Genomic DNA, 26,211 nt, shown 5'->3' on the forward strand with positions numbered 1-26,211 from the left:
CCTCGTAGACCCGCGGCGTCCAGTACACCGGGCCGTTGGCCAGCGCGCCGTTGACCTGGCCGACGACCTCCAGCTCCATCGGCAGCACCGCCCGCACCCGCACCGGCTCGGTGGTGGTGATCGTGGTGTCCTGGTGGAACCGCAGCACGCCCTGGTCGTCCACGTCCTGCGCGCCGTTGCCCGGACCGGCGAGGAACACCGCGAACAGCACGAACGTCGGGGCGGCGACGGCGAACAGCTTGCCCCAGTACTGGAACGCCTGCACCAGGGTGATGGCGCGCATCCCGCCGCCGAGCACGTTGACCACGACGATCACGGCGACGACCACGCCGCCCAGCCACACCGGCAGGCCGGTGATCGTGTTCAGCGTCAGCCCCGCGCTCTGCAGCTGCGGCACCAGGTACAGCACGCCGATGCACACCACGAAGAACGTGCACACGTGCCGCAGCTCGCGCGAGCCGAGCCGGGCCTCGGCGAAGTCGGGCAGGGTGTAGGCGCCGGAGCGGCGCAGCGGCGCGGCGACGAACAGCATCATCGCCAGGTACCCGGCGGTGAACCCGATCGGGTACCACAGCGCGTCGATGCCGTCCTTGAGCACCAGCCCGGCCACGCCCAGGAACGACGCGGCGGACAGGTACTCGCCGGAGATCGCGGCGGCGTTGCGGGTGGCCGGGATCGCGCGCCGGGCCACCAGGAAGTCCGGTGTGGTGTTGGCCCGCCGCGATCCCACGTAGCCCAGCAGGAAGGTCAGCGCCGCGACCAGCACGACCAGGCTCAGGCTCCAGATGTTCTGCACCATGTCAGCGGTCGACCATGTTGACGAAGTCGCGCTCGTGCCGCTCGGCGGCCCGGCGGCAGACGTAGCCCACACCGTAGAACAGCGGGAACGGCAGCAGGCCCAGCAGCACCCACGGCAGCCGCACCCCCAGCAGCTGCACCCGCGACACGTCGTCGTACAGGTGGAACAGCGCGGGCAGCAGCGCCACCGCCACCAGCGCCGAGCCGCCGAGCAGCGCGGTGCGCAGCTGCGTCCGGATCAGGTCGCGGACCAGCTTCTCGCCGACGCTGGTCTGCTCCTCCAGCTCGATGATCGTGCGCAGCACCCGGCCGCGGCCCTTCGGGTCGGCCAGCACCACGCGCCTGCGGCGCGGCCTGCGCGCCCCGACCGAGAGCCACGCGTCCCGCTCGCCCGGCTGCGGCTGCTCCGGCTGGCCGGGCGGTCCGGAGTGCCTGGTCATCCCCAACCGCTCTTCGGGGGCCGCACGATCCGCTCCTTCAGCTCCCTGGTGTGCCTGCGGCTGACTGGCAGCTCCTTGGCGCCGTCACCGCTGCCGATCACCACCGCGTACCCGTTCGACGTCATCCTCAGCTCGGTCACCAGCGGCAGCGCCACCAGGTAGGACCGGTGGATGCGCACGAACCCGGCGTTCTCCCAGCGCTCCTCCAGCTGCGCCAGCGGGATGCGCACCAGGTGGCTCTGCCCGTCGCTGGTGTGCAGGCGCGCGTAGTCGCCCTGCGCTTCGACGTAGCGGACGCTGGCCCTGGGCACGAGCTTGATGGTGCCACCCAGCTCGACCGGGATCACCTCGTCCTCGGCGGCGTCGACGGGCGCGGGCTCCGGTGCGCCCGCCGGGGTCAGCGAGACCCGGTCGACCACCCGCGAGATGGCCTTGTTGACCCGGTCCTCGTTGATCGGCTTAGTCACGAAGTCCAGCGCGCCGACCTCGAACGCGACCACGGCCTCGGAGTGCTCCACGCCGGTGACGAACACCAGCGCGGGCGGCGCTCGGAACGCGCCCAGCACGCGGGCCAGGTCGGTGCCGCTGAGCCCCGGCATGTTGATGTCCGCGAACACGGCGTCCACCGGCGGCAGCCCGGCCTTGGCCCGCTCCATCACCTCGACGTCGTAGTCGCCGCGCAGGATGCGCAGCGCCTCGGCGGCGTCGAAGGCGGTGAGCACGCGGCGGATGTGCGGGCTGCTCTCCAGCAGGAACTGGATCTCGTTCAGGCCGGGCGCCTCGTCGTCCACCGCCAGGACGAGGAGGCCGGCGCTGCTCACTGGGGTATTCACTGGGCTGCTCACTGTGCCGCGCATCTTGCCCACCGACCATCGGTCGTGTCCACGCCGGTCGGGGCGCGGCGGCGCGACCGGGGGCTCACAAGCCGAATCGCGACCAGCGCGCCCGCTCTTCCAGCGCCGCCAGCCCCTCCGCGAAGAAGTCCCCCGATCGTGTAGTGGCGCCGGCGAGCCCGAGGCGGGCCAGCAGCGGCTTGCGCGGCTCGGCGACGGCGATCTCGGCGTCCGGGTAGCGCTTGGCCACCACGCCGCGCAGCGTGCCGATCCCGTCGACCAGGCCGAGCTCGGCGGCCTTCGCGCCGGTCCAGATCTCGCCGTTGAACAGCTCGTCGTCGGTGCCCACCAGCTTGTCGCCGCGGCGCTCGCGGACCCACGCCGCGAACTGCTCGTGCAGCTGGACCTGCAGGCCCTTGAGCCACTCCACGTCCTCCGGCTTCTCCGGGCTGAACGGGTCCAGGCGCACCTTGTGATCCCCGGCGGTGTGCACCCGGCGCTCCACGCCGTAGCGCTCCAGCAGCCCGTTGAGCCCGAAGCCCGCGCTGACCACGCCGATCGAGCCGACCAGCGAGGTGCCGTGGGCGTAGATCTCGTCGGCCGCGCAGGCCAGCCAGTAGCCGCCGGAGGCGGCCAGGTCCTCGCAGAACGCCAGCACCGGCACCCGCTTCTTGGCGGCCAGCTCGCGCACCCGCTCGGCGATCAGCGCGGACTGGGTGGGCGCCCCGCCCGGCGAGTTGATCAGCAGCGCCACCGCGACCAGCCGGTCGTGGTCGAACGCGCGGGTCAGCGCGGTCTCCACGGTCTGCACGCTGATGGTGTTGCGGGCCATGGGCGTGGGGGTCGGGGTGATGACGCCGTGCAGCCGGACGGCCGCCACCACTGGTCCGCGCTCGCTCCGCTCGCTGACGATCTTCGGCAGCCTGGCCGCGATCTTGTCCGTCACGCTCATGCACTCGACCATACGTGGCGCAGCTAACATCGGGGCGTGACGTTCAACCCGATCCGATGGCTGGAGCGGTACGTCGAGTGGTGGGACGATCGCGGCCGCCGGAACCCGGACGGTCCGACCCCGATGCAGGTCTACTGGATGTGGGTGATCTGGTCGGCGTGCGGGGTCATGCTGGTCAGCGCGCTGGCCATCGCGGCGGGGTGAGCTAGACGCCGATGGCGGGCTGCTCGGCCGTGTCGTCGAGCTTGGGGGGGACCAGCGGCAGGTTGGTGCGCACGCCCTGGCGGTACTTCGGGATCTTCAGGATGATCTTCATCCCGGCGTCCGGCGCGGTCTCCACGACCAGCGCGTACTCGTCGCCGAACACCGCGCGCATCCGCTGGTTGATGTTGCCCAGGCCCACGTGCGCGCCGGTCTGGTGGGCGTCCTTCAGGTCGTCGAACAGCCGGTCCGGGTCCATGCCGACGCCGTCGTCCTCGACGCTGATCAGCGCCTCGGCCCCGTTGTCCTCCGCGATCACGGTCAGCAGCCCGCCGCCGGGCTTCTTGGCCAGGCCGTGCCGCACCGCGTTCTCCACCAGCGGCTGGAGCACCAGGAACGGCAGCACCACCTGGAGCACCTCGGGCGCGATCTTCAGCCGCACGTTCAGCCGCGAGCCGTAGCGGGCCCGCTCGATGGTCAGGTAGCGGTGGATGTTGGTCAGCTCGTCGGCCAGCGTGGTGAAGAACCCGTCGGTGCGGAAGGAGTACCGGGTGAACTCGGCGAACTCCTGCAGCAGCTCGCGCGCCTGCGCCGGGTCGGTCCGGATCAGCGAGGAGATCGTGTTCAGCGCGTTGTAGACGAAGTGCGGGGAGATCTGCGCCCGCAGCGCCTTGACCTCCGCCTGCGCCAGCGCCTGCCGGGACTTCTGCAGCACCTCCAGCTCCAGCTGGGTGGAGACGAACCGCGCGGTCTCCTCGGCGATGCGGATCTGCCGCTTGTGGGCCACCCCGCTGACCACGATCAGGGTGCCCGCGACCTCGCCCTCCACCACCAGCGGCACGATCACCGCGCTGCTGAGCGGGCACGGTCCGGTCTGGTCGCAGTCCAGCTTGGCGTGCTCGACGTGCTCCTTGTGGCCCTCGCCGATGGCGCGCTCGATGTACTCGCGCAGCCACACGTAGTGGTCGTTGGCCTCGCCGTCCCACGACAGCAGGGTGCCCTCGTGGTCGGTGATGCCCACGGCCACGCAGCGCAACATCTCGCGCAGGTGGGGGGTGGCCTTGTCGGCCGCCTCCTGGGTCAGGCCCTCGCGCAGGTCGGCGGACGCCTTGGACATGCGGTGCAGCATGTCCATCACGGCGTCCTCGACCGAAGTGCTCACCCGTCGGGCGCGGCACAGCATCACGAAAAGACCCAGCACGGCCAGGGTGGCGATGAGACCGAGAACCGCACGCTCAGTAAGGAGGTCGCGCACGGCGTCCATGCTCTGGGTTGCGGGCGCGTCGGGCAAGGGGTCTCACCCCCGCACCGGTAGACATCCGATCATTCGCCGGCCACAGTGGGTGCCGTGGAGAGGATCGCGCTGTTCGCCACGTGCCTGACCGACACGCTGTACCCGGCGACGGCCAGGGCGGTGGTGCGGCTGCTGGAGCGGCTGGGCCGCGCGGTCGAGTTCCCGCTGGACCAGACCTGCTGCGGGCAGATGCACTTCAACACCGGTTACGCCGCGCACGCGGAGGGCCTGGCGCGCTCGTTCGCCTCGGTGTTCGCCGGGTACGACGCGGTGGTGACGCCCTCCGGCTCGTGCGCGGGCATGGCGCGGGAGGTCCACCCGAAGCTCGGCGCGGGCGGCGTCCCCGTCTACGAGCTGTCCGAGTTCCTGGTGGACGTCCTGGGCGTCACCGACGTGGGCGCGTACTTCCCGCACCGCGTCACCTACCACCCGACGTGCCACTCGCTGCGGGTGCTCGGCGTGGGCGACAAACCGCTGGCGCTGCTGCGGGCGGTGCGCGGGCTGGAGCTGGTGGAGCTGCCGCTGGCCGAGTCGTGCTGCGGGTTCGGCGGCACGTTCGCGCTGAAGAACGCCGACACCTCCACCGCGATGCTGGCCGACAAGATGCGCTGCGTGCTCGACACCGGCGCGGAAGTGCTGACCTCGGGCGACAACTCGTGCCTGATGCACATCGGCGGCGGCCTGTCCCGGCTGCGCGCGGGCGTGCGCCCGGTGCACCTGGCGGAGATCCTGGCGAGCACGGAGGAGGACCCTTGGGCACCCGCAACCCGGTGACCTGGCTGGGCAGCCCGGCCTTCCCGGAGGCGGCGCGCACCGCGCTGGCCGACACCCAGCTGCGCCGCAACCTGCGCAACGCCACCACGACCATCCGGGGCAGGCGCGCCGCCGCCGTCGCCGAGCTGCCGGACTGGGAGCGGCTGCGGCGGGCGGGCGAGGCGATCAAGGACCGCGTGCTGGCCGAGTTGGACACCCACCTGGAGCGGCTGGAGGCCGCGGTGACCGCGCGCGGCGGCGTGGTGCACTGGGCGCGCGACGCCGCCGAGGCCAACGAGATCGTGCTGCGGCTGGTCGGCGACGAGCGCGAGGTGGTGAAGGTCAAGTCCATGGCCACCGCCGAGATCGGCCTCAACGAGGCGCTGGCGGCCGGTGGCGTGCGCGCGGTGGAGACCGACCTGGCCGAGCTGATCGTGCAGCTGGGCGACGACCGGCCCTCGCACATCCTGGTGCCCGCCATCCACCGCAACCGCGCGGAGATCAGGGAGATCTTCCGCCGCTCGGGACTGGCCGCGACCGGCGACGCGCCGCGCGAGCTGGCCGAGGCGGCGCGCGCGCACCTGCGCGAGAAGTTCCTGTCCTGCAAGGTGGCGATCTCCGGGGCGAACTTCGCGGTCGCCGACACCGGCTCGGTGGTGGTGCTGGAGTCCGAGGGCAACGGGCGGATGTGCCTGACCCTGCCGGAGAAGCTGATCACCGTGATGGGCATCGAGAAGCTGGTGCCGACCTGGCAGGACCTGGAGGTGTTCCTGCAGCTGCTGCCGCGCTCCTCCACCGCCGAGCGGATGAACCCCTACACCTCGGTCTGGACCGGCGTCACCCCCGGCGACGGACCCGCCGAGTTCCACCTGGTGCTGCTGGACAACGGCCGCACCGCCACGCTGGCCGACCCGACCGGGCGGCAGGCGCTGCGCTGCATCCGGTGCTCGGCCTGCCTGAACGTCTGCCCGGTCTACGAGCGCACCGGCGGCAAGTCCTACGGCTCGGTCTACCCCGGCCCGATCGGCGCGATCCTGACCCCGCAGCTGGTCGACGACCCGCACGACGCGCAGGCCGCGTCGCTGCCGTACGCCTCGTCGCTGTGCGGGGCGTGCTTCGAGGTGTGCCCGGTGCGCATCGACATCCCCGAGGTGCTCACCCACCTGCGCGCGCGGGTGGTGTCCGCCAGGGGCCGCACGGCCGAGTCGGTGGCGATGGCCGCCGCCGCCTGGGTCTTCGGCGACCCCGCCCGCTACGAGCGGGCGCAGCGGCTGGGGTCGCTGGCCCGCTTCCTGGGCCGGGACGGGCGCATCTCCCGGCTGCCCGGACCGGGCGCGGTGTGGACGGCCTCGCGCGACGCGCCCGTGCCGCCCCGCGAGTCGTTCCGCGAGTGGTGGAGGCGCAACCGTGGCTGACGCGCGTTCCGAGGTGCTTGCCCGCGTCCGCGCGGCCCTGCGCGACCGGCCCACCCCGCCGGAGGTGCCGCGCGACTACGAGCGCACCGGCGACGCCTCGCTGGCGCTGCTGGCCGAGCGCGTCGCGCACTACCGGGCGGCGGTGCACGAGGTGGGGCCGGACGAACTGGTGCCGCTGCTGGCGCGGCTGCTGGCGGGCAAGCGGATCGCCGTGCCCGCCGACCTGCCGTGGCAGGTGCCCGGCGTGACCTGGCTGGTCGACTCGCCGCCGCTGCCGGTGGCCGCACTGGACGGCGCGGACGGCGTGCTGACCGGCTGCGCGGCGGCCATCGCGCCCACCGGCACGATCGTGCTCGACGGCGGGGTCGGCCAGGGGCGGCGGGCGCTGACGCTGCTGCCCGACCACCACGTGTGCGTGGTGCGCGAGGACCAGGTGGCGGGCAGCGTGCCGCAGGCGCTGGCGCGGCTGGACCCGTCGCGCCCCCTGACCTTCATCAGCGGGCCGTCGGCGACCAGCGACATCGAGCTGGACCGGGTGGAGGGCGTGCACGGGCCGCGCAGGCTGGAAGTCGTGCTGGTGCGCGCTACTTGAGCAGCCGCGACATCCGCCGGTCCGCCAGCGGCCTGCCGCCGGTCTGGCAGGTCGGGCAGTACTGGAAGGCCTTGTCCGCGAAGGAGACCTCGCGGATCGTGTCGGCGCACACCGGGCACGGCAGCCCGGTGCGGCCGTGCACGCGCAGGCCCGAGCGCTTCTCGCCCTTGAGCCGGGCCGCCGACTGCCCCACCGACCGCGCCACGGCGTCGGTCAGCACGCCGATCACCGCCTCGTGCAGGCGGTCCAGCGCCTGCGCCGACAGCCTGCCCGCCGTGGCGTAGGGCGACAGCCCGGCGGTGTGCAGGATCTCGTCGGAGTAGGCGTTGCCGATGCCCGCCAGCAGCGCCTGGTCGGTCAGCGCCGTCTTCAGCCGCTCGGTGCGGCCGGCGAGCAGCTCGGCCAGCTCCGCCCGGCCCAGCGACAGCGCGTCCGGGCCCAGCCTGGCGACGGAGGGCACCTCGGCCGGGTCGTGGACCACCCACGCGGCCAGGCCCTTCTTCGTGCCCGCCTCGGTCAGGTCGAACCCCGGCCCCCGCCCCGGCGGACCCAGGTGCGCGCGCAGCGCCAGCGGCCCCCGGCCGGGCTTGGGCGGCGCCGCGGCCACGGTGTCCGACCAGCGCAGCCAACCCGCCCGCGCCAGGTGCACCACCAGGTGCAGCCCGTCGCAGTCCAGGTCCAGGTGCTTGCCGAAGCGGCCCGCGCCGGTCACCTCCCGGCCGTGCAGGGCGGTCACCGGCGGGTCGAACGTCTTGAGCACCTGCGGGGACGCCACGTCGACCCGCGCCACCACGCGGCCGACCGCGTGCTCGCGCAGGTGGTGGGCCAGGGCCTCGACCTCGGGGAGTTCCGGCACCGGGACAGTGTGGCCCGCCGGTCGCGATCAGTCGACCGGTTGCAGCGGCCCCTCGATGTCGGGCAGCGAGTACATCTCGATCTTGCGGGCGATGGTCCGGACCTCGTTGCGCACGGTCAGCACGCCGCGCACGTAGCCCACCCAGCGCTCCGGCGGCAGGTCGTCACCGGTCGCCTTGGACTCCGCCACCACCAGCCACGGCCTGCGCAGCGCCCAGCGGGCCGGGAAGAACAGGAACATCAGCAGCAGCGCCAGGATCAGCCACCCCGGCACCACCACGTCCGCGGGCTTCCAGGCCACCAGCACCACGGCCAGCGCGATGACCACGGCGAGCATCAGCACCCCCGGCCCCTGGCCGCCGCTGACGTCGTGCTCGAAGTCGGCGTCGGCGGCCGGGTTGCGCCACTCCACCTGGCTGCGCACCGTCCACATCCGGCCGTCCGCGCCGCGCACCAGCCGTGTCATGCCCGTCTCCTCGACGTCGAGCGGTCACCCAGCGTGTCCCCACGGTACCCGCCGGGCCTTGCGCCCCGAGGGTGAACCGCGTGGCCGTGATTGTGCCGTGCCGTGATCGATCCGGCACGCGCGGAGATCTCCGGCCCACTCTTCAGAGCAAGCGCGGGGTGGGGGTGGGCCGCAGCGTCACCGTCGTGGGCGTGGTCGCGGGCTCCGAGGTGCGCATCACGGTGTTGGCCTTCTCCGTGCCGGTGGAGTGCGTGCCGGTGGAGTCCGCGCCGGTGGGGTCCGCGCCGGTGGGATCGGCGGGCGTGGAGGACTGCTTGAGCAGCTGGGCCTCGGTGCCCGCCGTCTCCACGGGGGTGCCGTCGACCACCTGCCCGGAGGACTGCCCCTCGGCTTTCCCCTCCGGGGGCGACGACCGCCGCGACTGGTCCGCCGCACTGGTCGGCGCGACCGGCGTGGTCGAGGTGACCACCGCGCCGCCGCCGGTCGTCGGCGGGGGCGTCCCGGTCCCGGCGCGCTGCGTCCGCGCCGCCGTCTCCACGTGCGGCCGCGCCCGGCTGGTGGCCTCGCCGGTGACCGTGACCTCGGCGGCGGTCGTGGTGGAGGCCAGCGCCAGCACGTCCTCCCCGTGCCGGGCGTTCGGCCCCGGCTGCACCAGCGCCGGGCCGGGCCCCCCGGTGAACGTGCCCGCCACCATGCCGAACAGGCCGACCGCCGCGGCCGACGCGGCGGTGGTCAGCACCAGCTTGAGCCTGCCCGCGACGCCGCCGATCGCGGTGATCGCCGCGGTCGCGTGCGGGGCGATCACCGCGGTCGCCGCCACCGGCACGGCCAGCATCGCGGCGTGGGCGCGCAGCGTGGAGCAGACCTCGACCAGCTCGGCGTGCAGCGCGTTGCAGGACGCGCAGGTCCGCAGGTGCTTGCGGATGCGCAGCTGCTCGGCCCCCTGCACCCCGCCCGCGGTGTAGGTGCCCAGCTTGGCCACCACCGAGCTGCACGCGCGCGGCCCGCCGTCCGCCCCCGCCGCCAGGTGCGCCTGCAGGTAGGCGGCGCGCAGGCCCTCGCGGGCGCGGCGGGCCAGCGCGGCCATCGCGTTCGGGCTCAGGCCGAAGTGCGGCGCGACCGCGGCGGGCCGCTCGCCCTCCACCTCGACCCGCCACAGCACGCTGCGCCAGCGCTCGGGCAGGCTGGTGAACGCGCGGGAGATCAGGGTGTGCTCGGCGCGGTCGGCGGTCGCGTCCGGGAACGGCTCGACCCGCCTGCTCAGCTCCTCGTCCGCCACCGGCACGTCGCGCCTGCGCCCGCTCCACTCCCAGGCCACCCGGCGGGCCACGGTCAGCAGGTAGGTGCGCACGTGGTCGGTGGGGCCGTTGCCCCGGCGGATCGCCTGGAGCACCCGGAAGAACGCCTCGGCGGTCAGGTCCTCGGCCTCGGCGTGCTCGCGCACGTGCCGCAGGGCGAACCGGCGCACCGCGTCGGAGTGGCGGGAGAACAGCTCGCCGAAGGCGGTGTCCTCGCCCGCGCGGACCCTGGCGAGCAGCTCACGGTCGAAATCGGCGTCCTCGGCCATCGTGCCCGGCACCTCCCGCCCCTGCTGAGCACTACTCGGCCAAGATGCCACAACCGGTCGGTAACCCTCGGGCCGATAGCGAGCCGACAGCCAATACCACCCGTTCGTCGTGAGCCGTTCGGCCCAACCGGTGCACCCGCCCTCCGGTACGCCACCGGTGACGACCCGGTTACGGCTCGGCGTCGAGTGCTCTCCCCGGCGCCCGGTGGCGGGTAGCCTCCCGCCGTGTGGTCGATTGGCGCGCAAGGGCTTGCGCACTCCTGCCAGAGCTGAGCGCGGTCGTCGAGCGCGAGTCCTGGTCGTGCCACGTGTTCCTGTCGGAGCTGTGGCAGCTCGCGCTGGAGGCGCACCGCGAGGGTGATCACGAGGTGCTCGGCCGGGTGTACGGCTTCGCCCACTGGTGCTTCCAGCAGGAGCAGTTCCTGTCCAACGCCGCGGTGGTCAGCTTCTACGAGCACGTCTTCGACGAGTGGGAGCTGCGCGACGAGGTCGCGCCGTGGCTGCCCGCCGAGGTGGTGGCCAAGGTCCGCCCCCTGTGGGAGTGGCGCTGGCCCCAGGAGCGGTTGACCGAGGTGGACCGGCTGTTGTCAGGATCACCACCCCCCGGTCGAAACGCGGTGTGAACGTCCGCTATAGTTGTCCCCAACAGGCGGATGTAGCGCAGTTGGTAGCGCATCACCTTGCCAAGGTGAGGGTCGCGAGTTCGAGTCTCGTCATCCGCTCGTCACGAAGAGGTCGGTTCTCCCCGGAGAGCCGGCCTCTTCGTTCATCGATAAGGTTCGCTCCGCAAAGGTTTCCTCTCGATACGGAGCAGCTACATGGCCACCACCCGCAAGGCCACCACGCACTGGGAAGGCAGCCTGCTGGAGGGCAGCGGCGCTGTCACCCTGGAGTCCTCTGGCATCGGCACCCACGCGGTGGACTGGCCGTCGAGGTCCGAGCAGGCCAACGGCAAGACCAGCCCGGAAGAGCTGATCGCCGCGGCGCACTCCTCCTGCTACTCGATGGCGCTGTCGCACGCCCTGGCCCAGGCGGGCAACCCGCCGCAGCAGCTCGACACCTCCGCCGAGGTGACGTTCCAGGTGGGCACCGGCATCACCGGCATCCACCTGACCGTGCGCGCCGTCGTGCCGGGCCTGGACGCCGACGCCTTCGCCGACGCGGCGGAGACGGCCAAGAAGAACTGCCCGGTCAGCCAGGCGCTGGCGGGCACCACCATCACGCTGGACGCGGCGCTGGCGGAGTGACCGGTCGCCGGTGCGGGCCGGTGGCCCGCACCGGTGATTCCATCGATTCCCGATGCGAGCGGCTCCGCGCGGTTTGGCAAGATCGCACCGTGACGTTCAGCCAGGAGCCTGACCAGTCCCAGCCCCGCAACGACTTCCCCACCGTGCGCATCGCACCCGTCGCCGTCCCCTCGGCACAGCCAGCTCCCACCACCCCCGCGGCCGCAGCCCCCGCCAAGCCCGTCAAGAAGCGCAGCACCCTGCGCCGCATCGCCCGCCGCATCGTCGGCCCCGGCCTGCTGACCAAGAAGGGCTGACCACGCGGCGGCGGGCGGCCCCCGTCCCAGGGGACCGCCCGCCGACCAGCCGCGCGGGTCAGCCCCTGGCGCGCCTGCGCCCCAGCACCAGCGCGGCCGTGCCCGCCACCAGCACCAGCGCCCCCAGGGCACCCAGCCCCAGCACGCTCGCGCCGGTCCGCGCCAGGCCCTCACCGGTCGACGTGCCGCCGCCGTCGGCCTCCGCCCGCCCGGCCGGGGCGGCGGTCGTCGAGTTCGGAGCACCCGTGGGCGCCGCTGCGGGCACGTCCGCGGGCACCTCCGAGGACACGTCCTCCTCGGGCACCTCCGGACCGGGCACCGCGGTCAGGTGGAGGCCGGTGCAGTTGCGGCAGGAACCGACGAAGGTGATCGTCTCCGGGTGGGTCAGCCGCCACGGTCCGTAGACCTTCACCCGGTACGGGCCCGCCTGCACACCCCGGAAGTCCACCCGACCGGTGCCATCCGTGCGCGCCTTGGCCACCAGCGCCCCGCTCTGCGCGTCCACCAGGCCCACCGGCACGTCCCGGACGCGCTCGTCGTCGGCCGCGGTCCAGTCGCCGTCGCGGTCGTGGTAGATCACCAGGTAGGTGTCGGCGGGCGGAGCGGCGACACGGGCCACCGCGTACGCCGCCGGGTGCCCCTCGGGGAACTCCTGCGGGCCGAAGTCGCAGCCGTAGGCCACGCCGCCGTACTCGCCGCTCTCCTCGGAGACGCTGCCGCTGATGGTGAAGGTGCGGGAACCGCCCGCGGGCACGGTCACCCCCGGCGCGTCCCAGCTCAGCTCGCCCAGGTCCACCTCGCGCAGCTCCGGCCCCTCGCCGCCGCTGCGGTCGCAGAACGTCTTGACCCCGGTGACGTCGGCCGGGCCGCCGTTGGTCAGCGTCACCTCCACCCGCGCCCGGTCGCCCACGTGGTAGGTGTCGCGGGTGAACCGCATCGAGGCGGAGAGCTGATCGGTCAGCGGACGCCGGGCCCGGTAGACCAGGTTGGCGGCCGACCCGTTGCCGTCGGCCCGGACGGCGGCGTACGAGGCGCCGTCCACGACCCAGCCGCCCGGCGCGTCGGAGATCGTCAGGTGGTAGACCCGCGCGGGCAGGCCGTCGAACCGGAAGCGGCCCTCCGCGTCGGTCGTGGCGGTCCGGTTCTCGCTCCACATGGCCAGCCTCACGGGCACGCCCGCCAGCGCCTCGCCCGCGTCCGGCGCGCCGTTGCCGTTGCCGTCGCCGTAGACCACGCCCGCGACGGAGTCGGTGGCTGAGCCGGGGTCGCGCAGCGGGAGCACCAGGTCGGCGTAGTTGTTGCCGTCCCAGCCGTTGTCCTCGGCGGAGTGCACGGCGAACCGCACCGCCGCGACGCCGTCCCAGTTCCGGACCTCGCCGCGCACGGTGAGCACCCGCCGCTGCCCGGCGGGCAGCGTGATGCCGGGCCCCGGCCAGGTGGCCAGGTCGCCCCACTGGTCGGGCTGGACGGAGAAGGACGAGCCGGAGGTGGAGTAGGCGCTGGCCTTCACCGCCGTGGCGTCCGCGCCACCCCGGTTGGTGATCACGACGTCGACCGGGACCTGCTCACCGACCAGGTACGGACCGCCGACGACGGTGGCCGAAATGCTGACGTCCGCCTTGTCCGCCGATTTCGGCGTTTCCGGGGCGGAGGAACCGGACGGGGCCTGGGAGGTGCCGGTCGGCACCGCGCCGCTGGTTTCCTGTGCGTGAGCGGTCGAGCACAGCGCGAAGGTGGCCGCGGCCGCGAGAACAGTTGATCTTCGCGCCAAGCGGCGCGCGACGAGCGCGTTCACAGGTTTAATGCCCCCTGAGGTGGAATGAACGCAGGAAAGCTAACCCGCCCACCTCGGAGGCTCAAACAACGATTCGGCCACGCCGGGTGGTCCGAACCACCCGAGGAAGCTCTCGGATGACCCGGTGGCGGTCGCCCCGTGACCGCCACCGGGCCCCACCGCCTGCCCGGACCACGCCCGTCCAACAGGCGGTTCAGTGCCCCTCCGCCCGCTGCTGCGACGCCGCGGGTCCCCTGCCCAGGACCCGCGCGGCGAGCGGGGTCGGGACACGGGAACAGCATGAACGAAAAAGTCTTCACCAGCCAGCGAAATCATTCTTGCGAGCAGCAGTACACCCGACCGTGTCGATCAACGATCCGTCATTACGGAGTGCTATCGGAATGTTCACCGGAAAGGTTGTAAGCTCACACGAGAGCACAGGAATCCCCACGGAGGAAAAGGGTCACCCAATCGGGTAAACGGGGCGAGGAGGACCATCCCCGCGTGGCAGAGCACAAGCTGCTCCGGGTCCACTTCGCGATCAACGAAGCGGTGACGCACGCCTGGCAGCGGTCCTGCCGTGGCCCCTGGGCAACACGAGGAGACGCCAGGGACCGTGAGTTCGACTTGCCCGGTGACGCGGATCGCCTGCCGGATTCCGCGGTGGACCGTAGAAGACATCCGGCGACAAAGCCCCCGAGGAGGCCGAGGGTGCGTCATCCACAAAGGGAAGGGTCCGGCAGCAGACCAAGCGTTCTCCCCGCGCCCCCTCGGAGGCCCTGCGAATCCATCGTGCCGACCCCACCGGACAAATGTCCGCCTCAATGGCACGAGGCAGGCAGTCCATGCTGGAACAGGCTCGTTGGACCCGCCTCTCTTCACGGGAACCGCCACCAGCGGCGCCCTCGATCACCACGCCGGATGACTAACTGTACAGATTTCTGTACAGTGGCTGGCATGGCCGCGTTGAACGACGCTCGCGAACTCACGGTTACCGAGGCGACCAAGCGGGGTGTGGCGGGGCTGGTCGCGGATGCCGAGCACGGCGACGCCCTCGTAGTCACCCGCCACCACCGCCCGGTGGCCGCCGTGGTCGGCTTCCACCGGTTGGCCGAGATCGAGGAGGCCGAGGCGGACTTGCGAGACCTGGCACTGGTGCTCGCGCGCTCGGCTGCGGACACCGGTCGACGCACCTCGCTCGACGATGTCCTCACGGCTTTCGGACACACACGGGAATCGCTCGCCGCGGTGGAGGAAGACGACTGACCTGATGACGGACATCGTCTTCACCGACGCGGCCGTTGACGACCTGCGTCGACTCGGGCCCGATCTGGTGCCCAGGGTTCTCAAGAAGGTTCTGATCCTCCTCGACGACCCGGAGGCAGGCCATCCGCTTGGCGGGCAGCTCACGGGATTCCGCAAGTTGGTGGTGGGACGCAAGCACTGGCGCATCGTCTACCGCCTCGCCGAGGACGGTTCGGTCGAGATTTGCGAGATCTGGTGCGTCGGTGTCAGGAGTGACGCCGAGGTGTACGCGGAGGCCGCCGCACGAGTGTCCGCCGCGGCAGGCGGCGATCCGCGGCTCCAGCGCCTCGCGGACGTGATCGACAGGCTCGGACGCCGCGCGGGTGGTGTCCGCGTGGCAGAGGAGCGACGCGGTGAGCCGGTACCCGACTGGCTCGCCCAACGATTGATCCACACCGCGGGCATCCCCCGCGAGAAGGTCGCGGCGCTGGACCTGGAGCAAGCTGTGGACCTCTGGGCGGCGTTCACCAGCGCCCCGCCTCCCCGGTAGCCGCTGAGCCGCGCCGCCCCCGCGCCGCCGGGCCTCCAGCGCGGCACCGGCTCCGGCAACGACAGCATCACAAGTGCCGGATGCCGGCAACCCGCGCCCGCGCATAGGCAACAATGACGCTCGCGCGGCAACCTTGGAGGAGCGGAATGTCCTGGCAAGAGGACCTGGCGGAGCTCGACCGGACGTTGGCGGAGGGTCGCATCAGCGCTGACGACTACCGCCGTCGTCGGGACGAGCTGCTCTCTTCGGCGTCGAGGGGCACCCCGACCCCGCAACCGGAGACGAGCAGCGGTCCGTTCGCGCCGCCGTTCCGGTGGGAGCCGACGCCCGCCCACCCGAACCCCGACGCCACCCAGGTGGTCAACACCGGCGGGCAGCCCCAGCAGCAGCCCAACCCCGACGCCACCCAGGTCGTCAACACCGGCAGGCCGCAGCCGCCGAACCCGGACGCCACCCAGGTGGTCACCGGCGGCCAGTCGGCCGACGCCGAGCGCACCCAGTACGTCCGGCCGGTGCCCCCGGCGCAGTCCGGGCCGCTGCCGCAGCAGCAGCAGCAGGGCTGGCAGACCGGCTCCCCGGTGACCACCCCGCCGTGGGGCGGCGAGGGCTACGGCGACCAGAACCCCAGCTGGATCGCCCAGGGGCCGGAGGTCTTCGACGAGTCCGGCGGCGGCAAGGGCAAGATCATCGGCATCGTGCTGGCCGTGGTCCTGCTGGCGGGCATCGCCTTCGGCGCGTACTGGATCTGGGGCCGGGGCGAGTCCTCGTCCACCGCGGGCGGCGGGACCAGCACCGCGCCGACCCAGTCGACCAGCACCACGCCGAGCGCGCCGCCGGACCCGCTGGCGGTCGGCGAGCTGCCCGGCAAGGCCACCACCAACAAGGCGGTCACCGACTTCTCCGCCGTCCCCGGCCTGAAGTACCTGCTCGACACCGAGGCCCAGCTCTACACGACGGCGGGCGCGAGCGACACCAAGCTGGCCCAGACCGCGCTGGCGGACAACGCCACCGGCATCGTGCTGATCGTCCAGGCCAGTGACGCCGACGCGGCGGCCACCGCGGCCTCGGGCCTGTACGACATCCAGGTCAGCAACGGCATGACGCCCGCCACCGGCGCCCCCAAGGGCGTGCTGGTCACCGAGATCGACACCAAGAACGGCCAGGCGGCCCGCGTGCGCGGCCACTACGGCAGCGAGGACCTGATCGTGCGCATCGACGTCACCGGCAAGGACCTGGCGACGGCGCAGAAGAACTTCCAGGAAGTCCTGGACGCCCAGCTCGAGGCGCTCGCGGCCGATGGGTGAGCCGACCACCGGCCACGGCCGGGTCACCGCCTGCACCGTGGTCGCGCGCAACTACCTGCCCGCGGCGCGCGTCCTGGCCGCCTCCTACCTGGAGCACCACCCGGACGACGAGTTCGTCATCGCGGTCATCGACGCCCCGCGCGGCTGGGCGGAGCGCTCCGGCGGGCTGCGCTCGGTCGGGCCGGACGCCACCGGCATCGACGAGGACGACTACCTGCGGATGGCGACCTCGTACAACGTCACGGAGCTGGCCACGGCGGTGAAGCCGTACCTGCTGCGGCAGCTGCGCGAGCACTCCGACGTGGTGATGTACCTGGACCCGGACATCCAGGTCTTCGCGCCGATGCCGGAGCTGCCCGCGCTGGCCCGCGCCCACGGCGTGGTCCTCACCCCGCACTTCCTCAACCCGCTGCCGCGCGACGGCAAGGACCCGAGCGAAGCGGCGATCATGGGCTCGGGGATCTTCAACCTCGGCTTCGTGGCCACCGGCCCCGGCTCCGGCCCGTTCCTGGACTTCTGGGCCGAGCGGCTGCGGCACGACGCGATCGTGGCGCCCGAGCGGCAGCTGTTCACCGACCAGCGGTGGGTGGACCAGGTGCCCGCGCTGTTCGGCAACCACGTGCTGCGCGACCCCGGTTTCAACGTCGCCTACTGGAACGTCCACGAGCGCCCGGTCGAGCGGGACGCCGACGGCGTGCTCACCGCGGGCGGCCACCGGCTGCGGTTCTTCCACTACAGCGGCTACCGGCCGGAACGCCCCTGGCTGCTGTCCCAGCACACCCCGCACCGGCCGCGCGTGGTGCTCTCCGAGCACCCGACCGTGCGCGAGCTGTGCGACGCCTACCGCGCCGCGCTGCAGGCCAACGGCTACGCCGAGACGCTGGAGTCGATCCCGTACGGCTTCGCCGAGATGCCGGACGGCACCAGGCTCACCCCGGCGATGCGGTCGCTGTACCGCGAGGCGTGGGTGCGCGCCGAGCGCAAGGGCGAGCAGCCCCCGCCGCACGCCTTCGGCCCCGACGGCGGGGCGGCGCTGCGCCGCTGGCTGGCCGGTCCGCCGGAGGACGCCCCGCTGGGCACCGCGCTCAACCGGGTCGCCCAGGCCGTCTGGAACGGCCGCCCCGACCTGCGGGCCGCGTTCCCGCAGCCGCACGGCCGCGACGCCGAGGCGTTCCGCTCCTGGTGCGCCACCTCGGGCCTGACCGAGGAGCAGCTGCCCGAGTGGGCGGTGCCCGCCGAGCCGGAGCCACTGGCCGACCCGGTGGACGAGTTCGGCGTCAACGTGGTCGGCTACCTGACCGCGGAGCTGGGCGTCGGCGAGATGGGCCGGATCGTGCACGACGCGATCACCGCGGCGGGCGTGCCGGTGGCCTCGGTGGTCGAGGACCGCCTGGTGGCCAACCGCACCGGCCTGGAGCGGCCCGCCACCGCGGGTGAGCCCCGGTTCCCGGTCAGCCTGCTGTGCGTGAACGCCGACCAGACCGGCGCGGTGCTGGAGCGCAGGCCGCAGGTCGGCCACCAGCGGTACCGGATCGGCCTGTGGGCGTGGGAGCTCGAGCGGTTCCCCGCCTCGATGCACCACGCCTTCGACCTGGTCGACGAGGTGTGGACGATCAGCGAGTTCTGCCGCGAGGCCATCGCCGCGCACTCGCCGGTGCCGGTCAGGGCGATCCCGGTGCCGGTGCGCGACCCCGGCCCGGTGGACCGGGCACCGCGCCGCCCCGGCGACCCGGTGCGGTTCCTGTTCGCGTTCGACTTCTTCAGCATCGGCGAGCGCAAGAACCCGTGGGGCCTGGTCGACGCCTTCCAGCGCGCCTTCGAGGGCCGTGACGACGTGCGGCTGGTCCTCAAGGCCATCAACGGGGCCAAGAACCCGCAGACCGCCGAGCGGCTGCGGGTGCGGATCGCGGGCGACCCGCGCATCGAGCTGGTCGAGCGCTACCTGTCGGTGCCGGAGCTGCACGAGCTGTACGCCAGCAGCGACTGCTACGTGTCGCTGCACCGCAGCGAGGGCTTCGGGCTGACCGTGGCCGAGGCGATGGCGCGGGCCATGCCGGTGATCTCCACCGACTACTCCAGCACCGCCGAGTTCCTGGACCGGGAGACCGGCTGGCCGGTGCCGCACCGGCTGGTCCCGGTCGGCAAGGGCAACGGCCCCTACCCGCCGGACGCGCTGTGGGCCGAACCGGACCTCGACGCCGCCGCGGCGGCGATGCGCGAGATCGCGGACGACCCGGCCGAGGCCGCCCGGCGCGGTCGCGCCGCCCGCGAGCGCATCCTGCGCACCCGGTCGATGGACGCCGCCGCGGACTGGGTGCGCGCGCGGCTGCGCCAGGCGTTCGACACCTGGCGGGCCCGCGCCGAGGGCAGCGCCCCCGAGCAGGCCCCCGCGCCTGAGCAGCAGGACCCGCTGCGGCGGCTGCGCGAGTCGCGGCAGGCGCTGCTGTGGCGGGCCGAGGCGGGTGCGCCGTCGCGGCTGCCGCTGGCTCCCGCGATGCGACGCGCGGTGCTGCGCGCCATCGACCACTACGACGTGCACCAGCGCAAGGTGATGGGCGCGCTCGTCGACGGGGTCGAGGGCACGCTGGAGGAGCTGGTGTCCCGGCTGGAGGCGGTGGAGTCCGGCGTGGAGTCGGCGCGCTCGGCGGGCGAGGGCCTCAGCGGCAGGCTGGCCTCCGTCGAGGGCACCGCCGCGGCGGGCGTCGGGCTGGCCGAGGCCGCGCGCGAGACCGCCCGTGAGGCGGCGCGCGCCGGGCAGGAGGCCGCCAGTGCCGTGCGCGACGAGCTGGGCGAGCTGCAGCAGCGGGTCGACGAGCGGCTGGAGCGGGTCGCCGCGCGGCTGGACGAGGGCGAGCGCAAGGCGTTCAGCATGTTCGCCGAGCGCGACCTGCGGCTGGACGAGGACGAGAAGCGCCTGGTCGAGGTGGTCAAGGAGCTGTCGGCGGTGCAGGACGCGGCGCGGCTGCGGCACGCCCCGGTGCCGCCGGGCGCGGAGGTCGTGCTGTGCGACGCGGGCGCGCTGCTGCTCCCGGTCGACGCGGTGGTGCTGCCGTGGCTGGCCTACCACCGGTCCTGGGAGCGCGCCGAGGCCGACCTGATGGCCGAGCTGGTGGGCGACGGGACGTTCCTCGACATCGGCGCGCACGTCGGCTACCACACGCTGCGGCTGCTCCAGCGGACCAACGGCGTCGCCTCGGCGGTGGCCGTGGAGGCCAACCCGGTCAACGCCGAGTACCTGCGCCGCAACATCGCGGCCAACCTCTCCCCGGAGGCGGCGGGCCTGGTGTCGGTGCTGCCGGTGGCGGCGTGGGACGCGCAGGGCAGCATCCGCCTGGTGCAGTCCGAGGGCGACAACAGCGGCGACCACCGGGCGCACGACGCGGCCGACGAGTCGGTGGGCGGCGTGGTGGTCCCGGCGGTGCGGCTGGACGGCAGGCCCGAGGTCACCGACCAGCGGATCTCGCTGGTCAAGGTGGACCTGCAGGGCCGCGACCACCGGGCGCTGGCCGGGCTGACCGCGGTGCTGGAGCGCGACCGCCCGCACGTGGTGTGCGAGTTCTGCCCCGGTGCGATCGCCGAGCTGGGCGACGACGCGGCGCAGGTGCTGCTCGGCTACCGCAAGCTCGGGTACGCGCCGCTGCTGGTCGACGACGACGGCGGCGCGGAGGAGCGGTCCGACGAGGAGCTGATCCGCCTGGCAGACGCGGCCGACAGCGGGTTCGTGACCCTCTGGCTACGGCCTGAACAGGGGCTGTGACCTGCCCGCGTTTCACGGGACGGACGCCTGATCGACCTGCACAATCGACGCGACCCCCGATCATCCCAGGGGTCGCGTCGACGGGAGGCACCACCGCGTGGAACAGGCTCGGACACCCGCGCGCGCTCCCGTCGCGGGCACGCTGCTGATCGTCGTGGCGTTCGCGGCCGCGGCGGTGGGGGCGTGGGTCGCGTGGGGCGGTGTGCCGCTGCCCGCGACCGCCCGCAACCTCCCGGCCACCGGCGAGGCGGGCAGGTTGGCCGCCGACCCGCTGGCGCTGGCCGACTTCGACGCGGGCACCGAGGACTACTCCCACGTGCGCGGTTTCCCGGACGTGCGGGCGCTGGACTTCCTCAGCCCGGCCGAGGTGAGGGCCTACGAAGCCGCGGGGGCGGGGGCCGCGCGGATGACCGTGGCGTCCCGGCGCCCCGAGGGCAGGGTGCTGGCCGTGGTGGTCAAGGTCGCCGACCGGGCCGCCGCCCTGCGCGCGGCGGACGAGCTCGACGGGCTCCAGTCGCGGTTCGGCCTCCAGCGGCGCGACCCCGAGCAGGGGGTCCACCGGATCACCGAGGTCGATCCCGCCAGGGGCGGCGACGCCGGGGCGCGCCCGACGGCCCGCGCCCACTACACCCACGCCGACCTGGTCGTGCGGGTCGAGCTGAACGCCCGGACCTCGGCCGATTTGGCCCGGTTCGGCGCGCTGGTGGCCAAGCAGCTGACCGCGCTACCCGCCGATGGGTGAAGTCGGGACGCGGGCCGGAACGTCCCCCGGCGTTCGGGCGGCAACCGCGGCGGGGGTGTGCGCGGTCGCCTACAGCTACCTGGTCGGCCTGTGGCTGAGCAGGCACGACGCCCTGCCCGATGCGGTGGTGGCGATCCGCGACTGGGTGAACCGGCCCACCGGTCTCGGCGAGGACTTCGGGTTCCTCGGCGTGGCCCTGCTCCTGATGGCCTGCGGGTACCACGTCGCGGAGGGCTCCGAGGCCGATCGACGCGGCCTGGCCCTTCGGCTGCTGCGCGGTGGCGTGCCGCTGGCCTGCGCGGCGCTCGCGGCGGCCCTGCTGGTCGCGGTGGGCGCGCGACCGCTGCTCGACGCCGAGGTGATCGCCCCGGTCGCGGCGCTGGTGCTGTTCGGGGTGCTGGAGGTGGCGCTGCTCCCGCTGCTGCGCCGGCACCCCGCGCTGGCCCTGCTGGTGCTGCTGGAAGCCGCGTGCGCGCTGGTGCTCGCCGGCGGCGCGGGCCTGCTGCCCGGCCTGGGGCTGGTGGCGGCGTACCTGCCGCTGCCGCTGCTGGGCCGGTTGGCGCGGCTGGGCGGCACCGGGCGGGTGACCGCGCCGCGCGGGGTGGTGCTCGGCGTGGCGGGCCTGGCCGTGGTGGCGGTGGCCGACCGGGTGTTCCCGGAGGTCGGCGGGTACTGGCACGCCCTGGGTGCGGCGATCGCGCTGCTGCTGTTCCTGATCGCGGTGCCCAGGGGCGCCTCGGTCGAGCACGTGCGGCCGGTGCGCTGGTTGGCCGAGCGGGCGCTGCCGCTGGCGCTGGCGGTGCCCGTGGTGGGGTACGCGGTGCTCGAAGCGCTGGGTTCCCTGGTGCCCGCGTTCGTGGCGGTGCCCGCGGGGGTGCTGGCGGCGGGGCTGGCGGGCGAGGCCGTGCACCGCTGGGCGGAGGGCCCGGCATGACCTCGTCGCCGACCGAGCGGGCCCCTGCCACCACCACCGGGGCGGGCGAGTACCTGCACGGGCTGGACCTGCTGCGCGTGATCGCGTCGTGCGCGGTCGTGCTGACCCACCTGTCCGCCTGGTTCGCCCTGAACCACGAGGAGTTCTGGCTCGCCGAGCTCGTCGAGCGGGGCCTCGTCGACCCCCTGCACCTCAACCCTCGCCTGTCCTTCCTGGGGGTGGCCCTGTTCCTGCTGGTCAGCGGGGTGGTGGTGACCCACGTGGCGGACCGCGAGCGACCGCTGCAGTTCCTGCGCAAGCGCGTGGTGCGGCTGCTGCCGCTGCTGTGGGTGGTCACCGCGCTGGCGTGGGCGCTGATCAACCTGGGCCTGCGGGTCTCCGCCGAGCGCGAGGGCCCGCTGGACCTCGGCGACCTGCTCAGCGGCCTGGCGCTGGCCAACTTCTTCCAGAGCCCGCAGGTCGCCCTGGCGGGGGTGACCTGGACGCTGCAGATCCAGGTCGCCTTCTACTGCTACGTCGCGCTGACCATCCCCGTGCTGCGCAGGCGCCCCTGGGTGCCGCCGCTGGGTCTGGCGCTGCTGTCGTTCGTGCTGCTGCTGCTGAACAACGGCGTGCAGACCGCGATGGCGCAGCAGATCGGCAAGCTCGGCGTGTACCTGCCGGTCGTGTGCATCGGGCAGCTGATCTCGCTGGCGCACTCCCGCAAGGTGGGCCCGGTCGCGGCCACCGCCATCGGGGCGGTGCACTTCACCCTGTTCACCTGGGCGGACAAGGTCGGCGGCTACACGTTCCAGGGCGAGGCGATGCCGCGCACGCTGCTGGTGGCGACGCTGCTGGTGGTGCTGCTGGTGGCGGCGGGAGGACCGGTCAGCCGGTCGGCGGTGGTGCGCGGCTGGTCGAAGCGGACCTACGCCATCTACCTGGTGCACCTGAGCGCCATGTACCCCCTCTACGACGCGCTGATGCCGCACCTGGACCACACGCTGGTCGCGGTGCTGGGCCTGGCGTGGGCCGTGCTGCTGGCAGAAGCGCTGCACCGGTGGGTCGAGGTGCCCGCGGACCGGGCGGTGCGCCGCTGGGAGAAGCGGCGGTCCGCGCGGTGACGACGTCCCGATAGCGGTGCTCAGCCGAGAGCGGTCCGTTACCATCCTGGGCCGGGGAGCGGTGACCGGAGAGGGGGGCGGTCCCTGAACGGCACAAGCGCACCGCAGGCGGAGGCGCCATCCGTGAAGGCGCGCATCGCGTTCATCGACATCGGTCGCGGCGTCGCCGCCCTGCTCGTCTTCTACAGCCACCTCGCCGAGCAGTGGGTGGCCAAGCAGGAGGTCGGCCCCACCCCGGCGGTCGACTTCGTCGACAGCCTCACCAGCGATCCCATGCACATGGGGACGCAGGGCATCGGCCAGATCGCGGTGCCGTTCTTCTTCCTGGTCAGCGGGTTCGTGGTGACGCCGATCGCGCTGCGCCAGGGGCAGCGGCGGTTCGGCCTCAACCGGCTGGTCCGGGTCTACGTGCCGATGATCTTCGCGGTCCTGCTGACCGCCGCCGTGGTCTCGCTGGGCGCGCAGCCGCTGGCGGGCGCGGGCGAGCCGAAGGTCACCTGGCTGACCGTGCTGACCAACTCGCTGGTGATCAACTACCTGATCGTGCCGCAGGTCGTGCTGGTCGGGGTGGCCTGGACGCTGGTCGTCGAGCTCATCTTCTACGCCCTGCTGGTGCTGGTGCTGCCGGTGCTCAAGCGCTGGACGTGGCTGGCCCTGGCCGGGCAGCTGACCTTCGTGTTCGTGGTCATGATGAGCGCCCGGCAGTTCGGCGACTCGTGGGCGCTGTTCGCGGTGAACGTCTCCTACCTGCCGATCCCGCTCATCGGGCAGATCATCTGGGCGACCACGAGCAAGCGGGTGCCGCTGTGGCTGGGGTGGACCTTCGGCGGCCTGGCGTGGGCCCTCTACGTGCTGGCCGAGCACCTCGACCTGGGCAGGCTGGACACCTCCTACAACCTGGCGCTGGCCGTCGCGGTGCTGTTCTTCCTGCTCGGCATGTTCGCCGAGCCCCGGCTGCGGGAGCGCAAGCTGTGGACCGCGCTCTCCGAGCGCAGCTACTCGATCTACCTGCTGCACGGCGTGGTCGCCTTCGCGGTGCTGGACCTGGTGCGGCCCGCCGTGCCGCTGCTGCTGGCGGTGCCGCTGGCGGTGGCCGCGACGTTCGGCGTGGTGGAGCTGAGCTACCGGTACGTGGAGAAGCCCAGTCACGCGCTGGCGCGCAGGCTGTCCCGCAAGCCCGCGCCCAAGCCCGCGCCCAAGCCCGCGCCCGAACCGGAGCCCGAACCCGAGCCGGAGGAATGGGAGGAACTGGAGGATCTGGAGGAGCTGGAGGACGAGTTCGAGGCGGAGGACGAGGAGCCCGAGCACGACGACAGCACCGACGTCCTCCCGCCGGTGCCCCCCGCGCCGCGCCCGCCGAGGCGCAGGCCCCCGCTCGCCGCGCCCCCGCCCGCAGCCGCACCCGTCAGGCCGGTCCCCGACCGGCAGCCGCCGCCGCGCCGCGCTCCCGAACCGCGCCCTGCCCCCGAACCGCGCCGTGCTCCGGAACCGCGCCGCGCCCCCGAACCGCGCGTGGACGTCGAGCAGCGGCTGCGCGGACGGCTCACCCCCGAGGCGCCCGTCCGGCGTCCCCCGCGGCGCCCGGTCGAGCCACCCACCGTGGTCGTCGAACCGGTCGCGGAGCCCGTCGTGGAGCCCGTCGTCGAGCAGGCGGCCGAGCCCGACCCGCCCCGCCGCCGCAGGCTGCGCGAGGACGACGACGCGCCCGCCGTCACCGTGGCCTCGCTGCTGGCCAACCACGCCAAGGAGAAGGGCACCCGCGCCCGCTAGAGGCCACCCCCGACCGTCAGGGCCGCCCCTGCCGTGCCCGACCCCTCGACGGGCACGACAGGGGCGGTGGTCACCAGCGCTGCCAGGGGCCGTCGTTGCGCTCGAAGGACCGCAACCCGTGCTCGAAGCTGTCGTCCACGGCCCGGCCGGTGACCTTGTTCACCAGCGTCACCGTCTTGTCCTCCCAGACGATCCCGAACCAGTTCTGGAACGCCATCTGGTTGCACGGATGGGTGCGCAGCCCGAACTCGAAGCTGTCGTCGAGGCAGCGGTCGGTCGCGACGTTGCGGATTTCGACCGCACCGTCCTCCCAGGGGTGGACGTGCCACGCCTGGTGGTCGTTGCCGTAGTCCGGCATGACGCGCAAGCCGTGCTCGAAGCTGTCGTCGAGCATCCGGCCGGTGGCCACGTTGTGGTACCGGTCGATGAAGTCGCCCTCGGCGGCGTGCGCGCTCGCGGCGGGAGCTGTCGCCCCGAGCACGAGCGCGATGGCGGCGATCGTCCTGCGCATGGTCCCTCCTTCGGTGTCCCGACCCGGCGGGTCGTGGTGCCACCACGGTGCCGACCGGACCCTGCGGAAACCCTGCGTGCCTGGTCGGGCACGGTGAATCACACGGTCGAGTGCTCAGCGCGGCGTTCCCCCGCGCCGATGTGAGGTGGTGCGGAGTGTCCAGCGGGTGCCCTCGCCCGCCTTCGGCGTGCTGGGCACGGTCCAAGCGCTGGTCGGCGGTGAGCCGGTCGACGTCGGGCAGCCCCGCCAGCGCAGCGTCCTCGCGGCCCTGCTCGTCGACGTCAACCGGGTGGTGCCCGCCGACGAGCTGGTGGACCGGGTGTGGGGCGAGCAGCCGCCTCCGCGCGCCCGGCACGCCCTCTACAGCCACCTGTCCCGGCTGCGCAGGGCCGTCGCCCCCGCGGGCGCGGCCCTGGTCCGCCGGGCCGGGGGCTACGTGCTGACCGCCGACCCGTCCTCGGTCGACCTGCACCTGTTCCGCCAGCTGTGCGCGCGTGCCCGCACGGGCGACGAAGCGCTGGAGGCCGCCGACGGGGCGCTGGCGCTGTGGCGCGGCCGCCCGTTCGAAGGCGCGGACACGCCCTGGTTCGCCGAGGTGGCGGCACGGCTGGACCAGGAGCGGCTCGCCGCCGAGCTGCACCGCAACGACCTGCTGCTGTGCGCCGGTCTGCACGCCGACCGGCTCGCCGACATCGTCGCCACCGCCACCGCGCACCCGCTCGACGAACGCGCCGCCTGCCAGGTGGTGCTCGCCTGGTACCGCTGCGGCCGCCAAGCCGAAGCCCTGGCGCACTGCCGGGCGACGCGCGAGC

Annotated in this window: 26 protein-coding genes and 1 tRNA gene; 17 read left to right on the top strand and 10 right to left on the bottom strand. The window is 73.5% G+C overall.

The features are described from left to right. The 4 genes from IEZ00_RS36165 to IEZ00_RS03205 form a co-directional block, all read right to left on the bottom strand. Nucleotides 1–799 (bottom strand): sodium:solute symporter family transporter (locus tag IEZ00_RS36165; protein WP_444544471.1); only part of this gene is annotated, 799 nt, incomplete at its 3' end. A gap of 1 nt (nucleotide 800) precedes the next feature. Continuing rightward, entirely contained in the window at nucleotides 801–1,238 is a 438-nt protein-coding gene (locus tag IEZ00_RS03195; protein WP_189221465.1) for a hypothetical protein, read from the bottom strand. Then, nucleotides 1,235–2,095 carry a LytR/AlgR family response regulator transcription factor gene (locus IEZ00_RS03200; RefSeq protein WP_189221466.1) on the bottom strand — a complete coding sequence of 287 codons (861 nt, stop codon included), beginning with the start codon at nucleotides 2,093–2,095 and terminating at the stop codon, nucleotides 1,235–1,237. The genes IEZ00_RS03195 and IEZ00_RS03200 overlap by 4 nt, the downstream gene beginning before the upstream one ends. Nucleotides 2,096–2,156: 61 nt before the next feature. Next, the gene (locus IEZ00_RS03205; RefSeq protein ID WP_189221467.1) at nucleotides 2,157–3,023 is read right to left on the bottom strand and encodes a S49 family peptidase; all 867 of its coding nucleotides are present in this window, start codon (nucleotides 3,021–3,023) and stop codon (nucleotides 2,157–2,159) included. Nucleotides 3,024–3,059: 36 nt separating this feature from the next. Here IEZ00_RS03205 and IEZ00_RS03210 point away from each other — a divergent pair, with 36 nt between their 5' ends. Further along, a complete protein-coding gene (locus IEZ00_RS03210) occupies nucleotides 3,060–3,227 on the top strand; it encodes a hypothetical protein (RefSeq protein WP_189221468.1) in 168 nt (55 codons plus the stop codon). Nucleotide 3,228: 1 nt separating this feature from the next. Here the strand turns inward: IEZ00_RS03210 and IEZ00_RS03215 are convergent, their stop codons facing one another. Then, on the bottom strand, nucleotides 3,229–4,488 hold the full coding sequence (locus IEZ00_RS03215; protein ID WP_189221769.1) for a sensor histidine kinase: 1,260 nt from the start codon (nucleotides 4,486–4,488) through the stop codon (nucleotides 3,229–3,231). A gap of 93 nt (nucleotides 4,489–4,581) precedes the next feature. Between IEZ00_RS03215 and IEZ00_RS03220 the strand changes: the two genes are divergently transcribed. The 3 genes from IEZ00_RS03220 to IEZ00_RS03230 are packed head-to-tail and all read left to right on the top strand — an operon-like array spanning nucleotide 4,582 to nucleotide 7,278. Then, nucleotides 4,582–5,292, top strand: coding sequence for a (Fe-S)-binding protein (locus IEZ00_RS03220; protein ID WP_189221770.1), 711 nt, complete (start codon nucleotides 4,582–4,584; stop codon nucleotides 5,290–5,292). Continuing rightward, complete coding sequence (locus IEZ00_RS03225; RefSeq protein ID WP_189221469.1) at nucleotides 5,271–6,686, top strand: LutB/LldF family L-lactate oxidation iron-sulfur protein; 1,416 nt, start codon at nucleotides 5,271–5,273, stop codon at nucleotides 6,684–6,686. Before IEZ00_RS03220 ends, IEZ00_RS03225 begins: the two co-directional genes overlap by 22 nt. Further along, on the top strand, nucleotides 6,679–7,278 hold the full coding sequence (locus IEZ00_RS03230; RefSeq protein ID WP_189221470.1) for a LutC/YkgG family protein: 600 nt from the start codon (nucleotides 6,679–6,681) through the stop codon (nucleotides 7,276–7,278). Before IEZ00_RS03225 ends, IEZ00_RS03230 begins: the two co-directional genes overlap by 8 nt. On the opposite strand, the gene IEZ00_RS03235 is transcribed toward IEZ00_RS03230, so the two are convergent. The 3 genes from IEZ00_RS03235 to IEZ00_RS03245 form a co-directional block, all read right to left on the bottom strand. Next, the gene (locus IEZ00_RS03235; protein ID WP_189221471.1) at nucleotides 7,271–8,134 is read right to left on the bottom strand and encodes an Fpg/Nei family DNA glycosylase; all 864 of its coding nucleotides are present in this window, start codon (nucleotides 8,132–8,134) and stop codon (nucleotides 7,271–7,273) included. The genes IEZ00_RS03230 and IEZ00_RS03235 overlap by 8 nt on opposite strands. 27 nt (nucleotides 8,135–8,161) lie before the next feature. Beyond that, nucleotides 8,162–8,599, bottom strand: a complete 438-nt coding sequence (locus IEZ00_RS03240; RefSeq protein ID WP_189221472.1) for a DUF983 domain-containing protein — start codon at nucleotides 8,597–8,599, stop codon at nucleotides 8,162–8,164. A gap of 142 nt (nucleotides 8,600–8,741) precedes the next feature. Next, nucleotides 8,742–10,166: a sigma-70 family RNA polymerase sigma factor gene (locus IEZ00_RS03245; RefSeq protein WP_189221473.1), complete on the bottom strand. Its 1,425-nt coding sequence runs from the start codon at nucleotides 10,164–10,166 to the stop codon at nucleotides 8,742–8,744. Nucleotides 10,167–10,393: 227 nt separating this feature from the next. Here IEZ00_RS03245 and IEZ00_RS03250 point away from each other — a divergent pair, with 227 nt between their 5' ends. The 4 genes from IEZ00_RS03250 to IEZ00_RS03265 all read left to right on the top strand — a co-directional run bounded on the left by IEZ00_RS03250 (nucleotide 10,394) and on the right by IEZ00_RS03265 (nucleotide 11,709). Continuing rightward, nucleotides 10,394–10,789: a DUF7674 family protein gene (locus tag IEZ00_RS03250; protein ID WP_189221474.1), complete on the top strand. Its 396-nt coding sequence runs from the start codon at nucleotides 10,394–10,396 to the stop codon at nucleotides 10,787–10,789. Between the two features lie 26 nt (nucleotides 10,790–10,815). Next, nucleotides 10,816–10,888, top strand: a tRNA-Gly gene (locus IEZ00_RS03255). A 96-nt stretch (nucleotides 10,889–10,984) separates the two neighbouring features. Further along, nucleotides 10,985–11,413: an OsmC family peroxiredoxin gene (locus IEZ00_RS03260; RefSeq protein ID WP_189221475.1), complete on the top strand. Its 429-nt coding sequence runs from the start codon at nucleotides 10,985–10,987 to the stop codon at nucleotides 11,411–11,413. Nucleotides 11,414–11,502: 89 nt separating this feature from the next. Next, on the top strand, nucleotides 11,503–11,709 hold the full coding sequence (locus tag IEZ00_RS03265; RefSeq protein ID WP_189221476.1) for a hypothetical protein: 207 nt from the start codon (nucleotides 11,503–11,505) through the stop codon (nucleotides 11,707–11,709). Nucleotides 11,710–11,767: 58 nt separating this feature from the next. On the opposite strand, the gene IEZ00_RS03270 is transcribed toward IEZ00_RS03265, so the two are convergent. Further along, nucleotides 11,768–13,504, bottom strand: a complete 1,737-nt coding sequence (locus IEZ00_RS03270) for an SdrD B-like domain-containing protein (protein ID WP_189221477.1) — start codon at nucleotides 13,502–13,504, stop codon at nucleotides 11,768–11,770. Between the two features lie 936 nt (nucleotides 13,505–14,440). Between IEZ00_RS03270 and IEZ00_RS03275 the strand changes: the two genes are divergently transcribed. From IEZ00_RS03275 to IEZ00_RS03310, 8 genes are all read left to right on the top strand, one after another. Further along, entirely contained in the window at nucleotides 14,441–14,749 is a 309-nt protein-coding gene (locus IEZ00_RS03275) for a prevent-host-death family protein (RefSeq protein WP_189221478.1), read from the top strand. Between the two features lie 4 nt (nucleotides 14,750–14,753). Continuing rightward, nucleotides 14,754–15,278 (top strand): type II toxin-antitoxin system RelE family toxin, encoded by a 525-nt coding sequence (locus IEZ00_RS03280; protein ID WP_189221479.1) that lies wholly within the window; start codon nucleotides 14,754–14,756, stop codon nucleotides 15,276–15,278. 146 nt (nucleotides 15,279–15,424) lie between these two features. Next, on the top strand, nucleotides 15,425–16,582 hold the full coding sequence (locus IEZ00_RS03285; RefSeq protein ID WP_189221480.1) for a hypothetical protein: 1,158 nt from the start codon (nucleotides 15,425–15,427) through the stop codon (nucleotides 16,580–16,582). Further along, on the top strand, nucleotides 16,575–20,339 hold the full coding sequence (locus IEZ00_RS03290; protein ID WP_189221481.1) for an FkbM family methyltransferase: 3,765 nt from the start codon (nucleotides 16,575–16,577) through the stop codon (nucleotides 20,337–20,339). The genes IEZ00_RS03285 and IEZ00_RS03290 overlap by 8 nt, the downstream gene beginning before the upstream one ends. A gap of 97 nt (nucleotides 20,340–20,436) precedes the next feature. Next, on the top strand, nucleotides 20,437–21,081 hold the full coding sequence (locus IEZ00_RS03295; RefSeq protein WP_189221482.1) for a hypothetical protein: 645 nt from the start codon (nucleotides 20,437–20,439) through the stop codon (nucleotides 21,079–21,081). Continuing rightward, the gene (locus tag IEZ00_RS03300) at nucleotides 21,074–22,015 is read left to right on the top strand and encodes a hypothetical protein (RefSeq protein WP_189221483.1); all 942 of its coding nucleotides are present in this window, start codon (nucleotides 21,074–21,076) and stop codon (nucleotides 22,013–22,015) included. Before IEZ00_RS03295 ends, IEZ00_RS03300 begins: the two co-directional genes overlap by 8 nt. Then, on the top strand, nucleotides 22,012–23,118 hold the full coding sequence (locus IEZ00_RS03305; RefSeq protein WP_189221484.1) for an acyltransferase family protein: 1,107 nt from the start codon (nucleotides 22,012–22,014) through the stop codon (nucleotides 23,116–23,118). Before IEZ00_RS03300 ends, IEZ00_RS03305 begins: the two co-directional genes overlap by 4 nt. 123 nt (nucleotides 23,119–23,241) lie before the next feature. Beyond that, nucleotides 23,242–24,888 carry an acyltransferase family protein gene (locus tag IEZ00_RS03310; protein WP_229794976.1) on the top strand — a complete coding sequence of 549 codons (1,647 nt, stop codon included), beginning with the start codon at nucleotides 23,242–23,244 and terminating at the stop codon, nucleotides 24,886–24,888. 70 nt (nucleotides 24,889–24,958) lie between these two features. Here the strand turns inward: IEZ00_RS03310 and IEZ00_RS03315 are convergent, their stop codons facing one another. Further along, the gene (locus IEZ00_RS03315) at nucleotides 24,959–25,399 is read right to left on the bottom strand and encodes an RICIN domain-containing protein (protein ID WP_189221485.1); all 441 of its coding nucleotides are present in this window, start codon (nucleotides 25,397–25,399) and stop codon (nucleotides 24,959–24,961) included. Nucleotides 25,400–25,547: 148 nt separating this feature from the next. On the opposite strand from IEZ00_RS03315, the gene IEZ00_RS03320 reads away from it, so the two are divergent. Further along, nucleotides 25,548–26,211: AfsR/SARP family transcriptional regulator (locus tag IEZ00_RS03320; RefSeq protein WP_189221486.1), on the top strand; the 664-nt coding region annotated here is incomplete at its 3' end.

This window comes from Saccharothrix coeruleofusca (assembly GCF_014648515.1).
Taxonomy (GTDB): Bacteria; Actinomycetota; Actinomycetes; order Mycobacteriales; family Pseudonocardiaceae; genus Actinosynnema; species Actinosynnema coeruleofuscum.

Coding starts and splice junctions, on each gene's coding strand:
- IEZ00_RS03195 (WP_189221465.1), bottom strand. CDS start 1,238: ATGACCAGGCACTCCGGACCGCCCGGCCAGCCGGAGCAGCCGCAGCCG.
- IEZ00_RS03300 (WP_189221483.1), top strand. CDS start 21,074: ATGGGTGAAGTCGGGACGCGGGCCGGAACGTCCCCCGGCGTTCGGGCG.
- IEZ00_RS03275 (WP_189221478.1), top strand. CDS start 14,441: ATGGCCGCGTTGAACGACGCTCGCGAACTCACGGTTACCGAGGCGACC.
- IEZ00_RS03290 (WP_189221481.1), top strand. CDS start 16,575: ATGGGTGAGCCGACCACCGGCCACGGCCGGGTCACCGCCTGCACCGTG.
- IEZ00_RS03200 (WP_189221466.1), bottom strand. CDS start 2,095: ATGCGCGGCACAGTGAGCAGCCCAGTGAATACCCCAGTGAGCAGCGCC.
- IEZ00_RS03215 (WP_189221769.1), bottom strand. CDS start 4,488: ATGGACGCCGTGCGCGACCTCCTTACTGAGCGTGCGGTTCTCGGTCTC.
- IEZ00_RS03315 (WP_189221485.1), bottom strand. CDS start 25,399: ATGCGCAGGACGATCGCCGCCATCGCGCTCGTGCTCGGGGCGACAGCT.
- IEZ00_RS03240 (WP_189221472.1), bottom strand. CDS start 8,599: ATGACACGGCTGGTGCGCGGCGCGGACGGCCGGATGTGGACGGTGCGC.
- IEZ00_RS03280 (WP_189221479.1), top strand. CDS start 14,754: ATGACGGACATCGTCTTCACCGACGCGGCCGTTGACGACCTGCGTCGA.
- IEZ00_RS03285 (WP_189221480.1), top strand. CDS start 15,425: ATGTCCTGGCAAGAGGACCTGGCGGAGCTCGACCGGACGTTGGCGGAG.
- IEZ00_RS03260 (WP_189221475.1), top strand. CDS start 10,985: ATGGCCACCACCCGCAAGGCCACCACGCACTGGGAAGGCAGCCTGCTG.
- IEZ00_RS03245 (WP_189221473.1), bottom strand. CDS start 10,166: ATGGCCGAGGACGCCGATTTCGACCGTGAGCTGCTCGCCAGGGTCCGC.
- IEZ00_RS03205 (WP_189221467.1), bottom strand. CDS start 3,023: ATGAGCGTGACGGACAAGATCGCGGCCAGGCTGCCGAAGATCGTCAGC.
- IEZ00_RS03305 (WP_189221484.1), top strand. CDS start 22,012: ATGACCTCGTCGCCGACCGAGCGGGCCCCTGCCACCACCACCGGGGCG.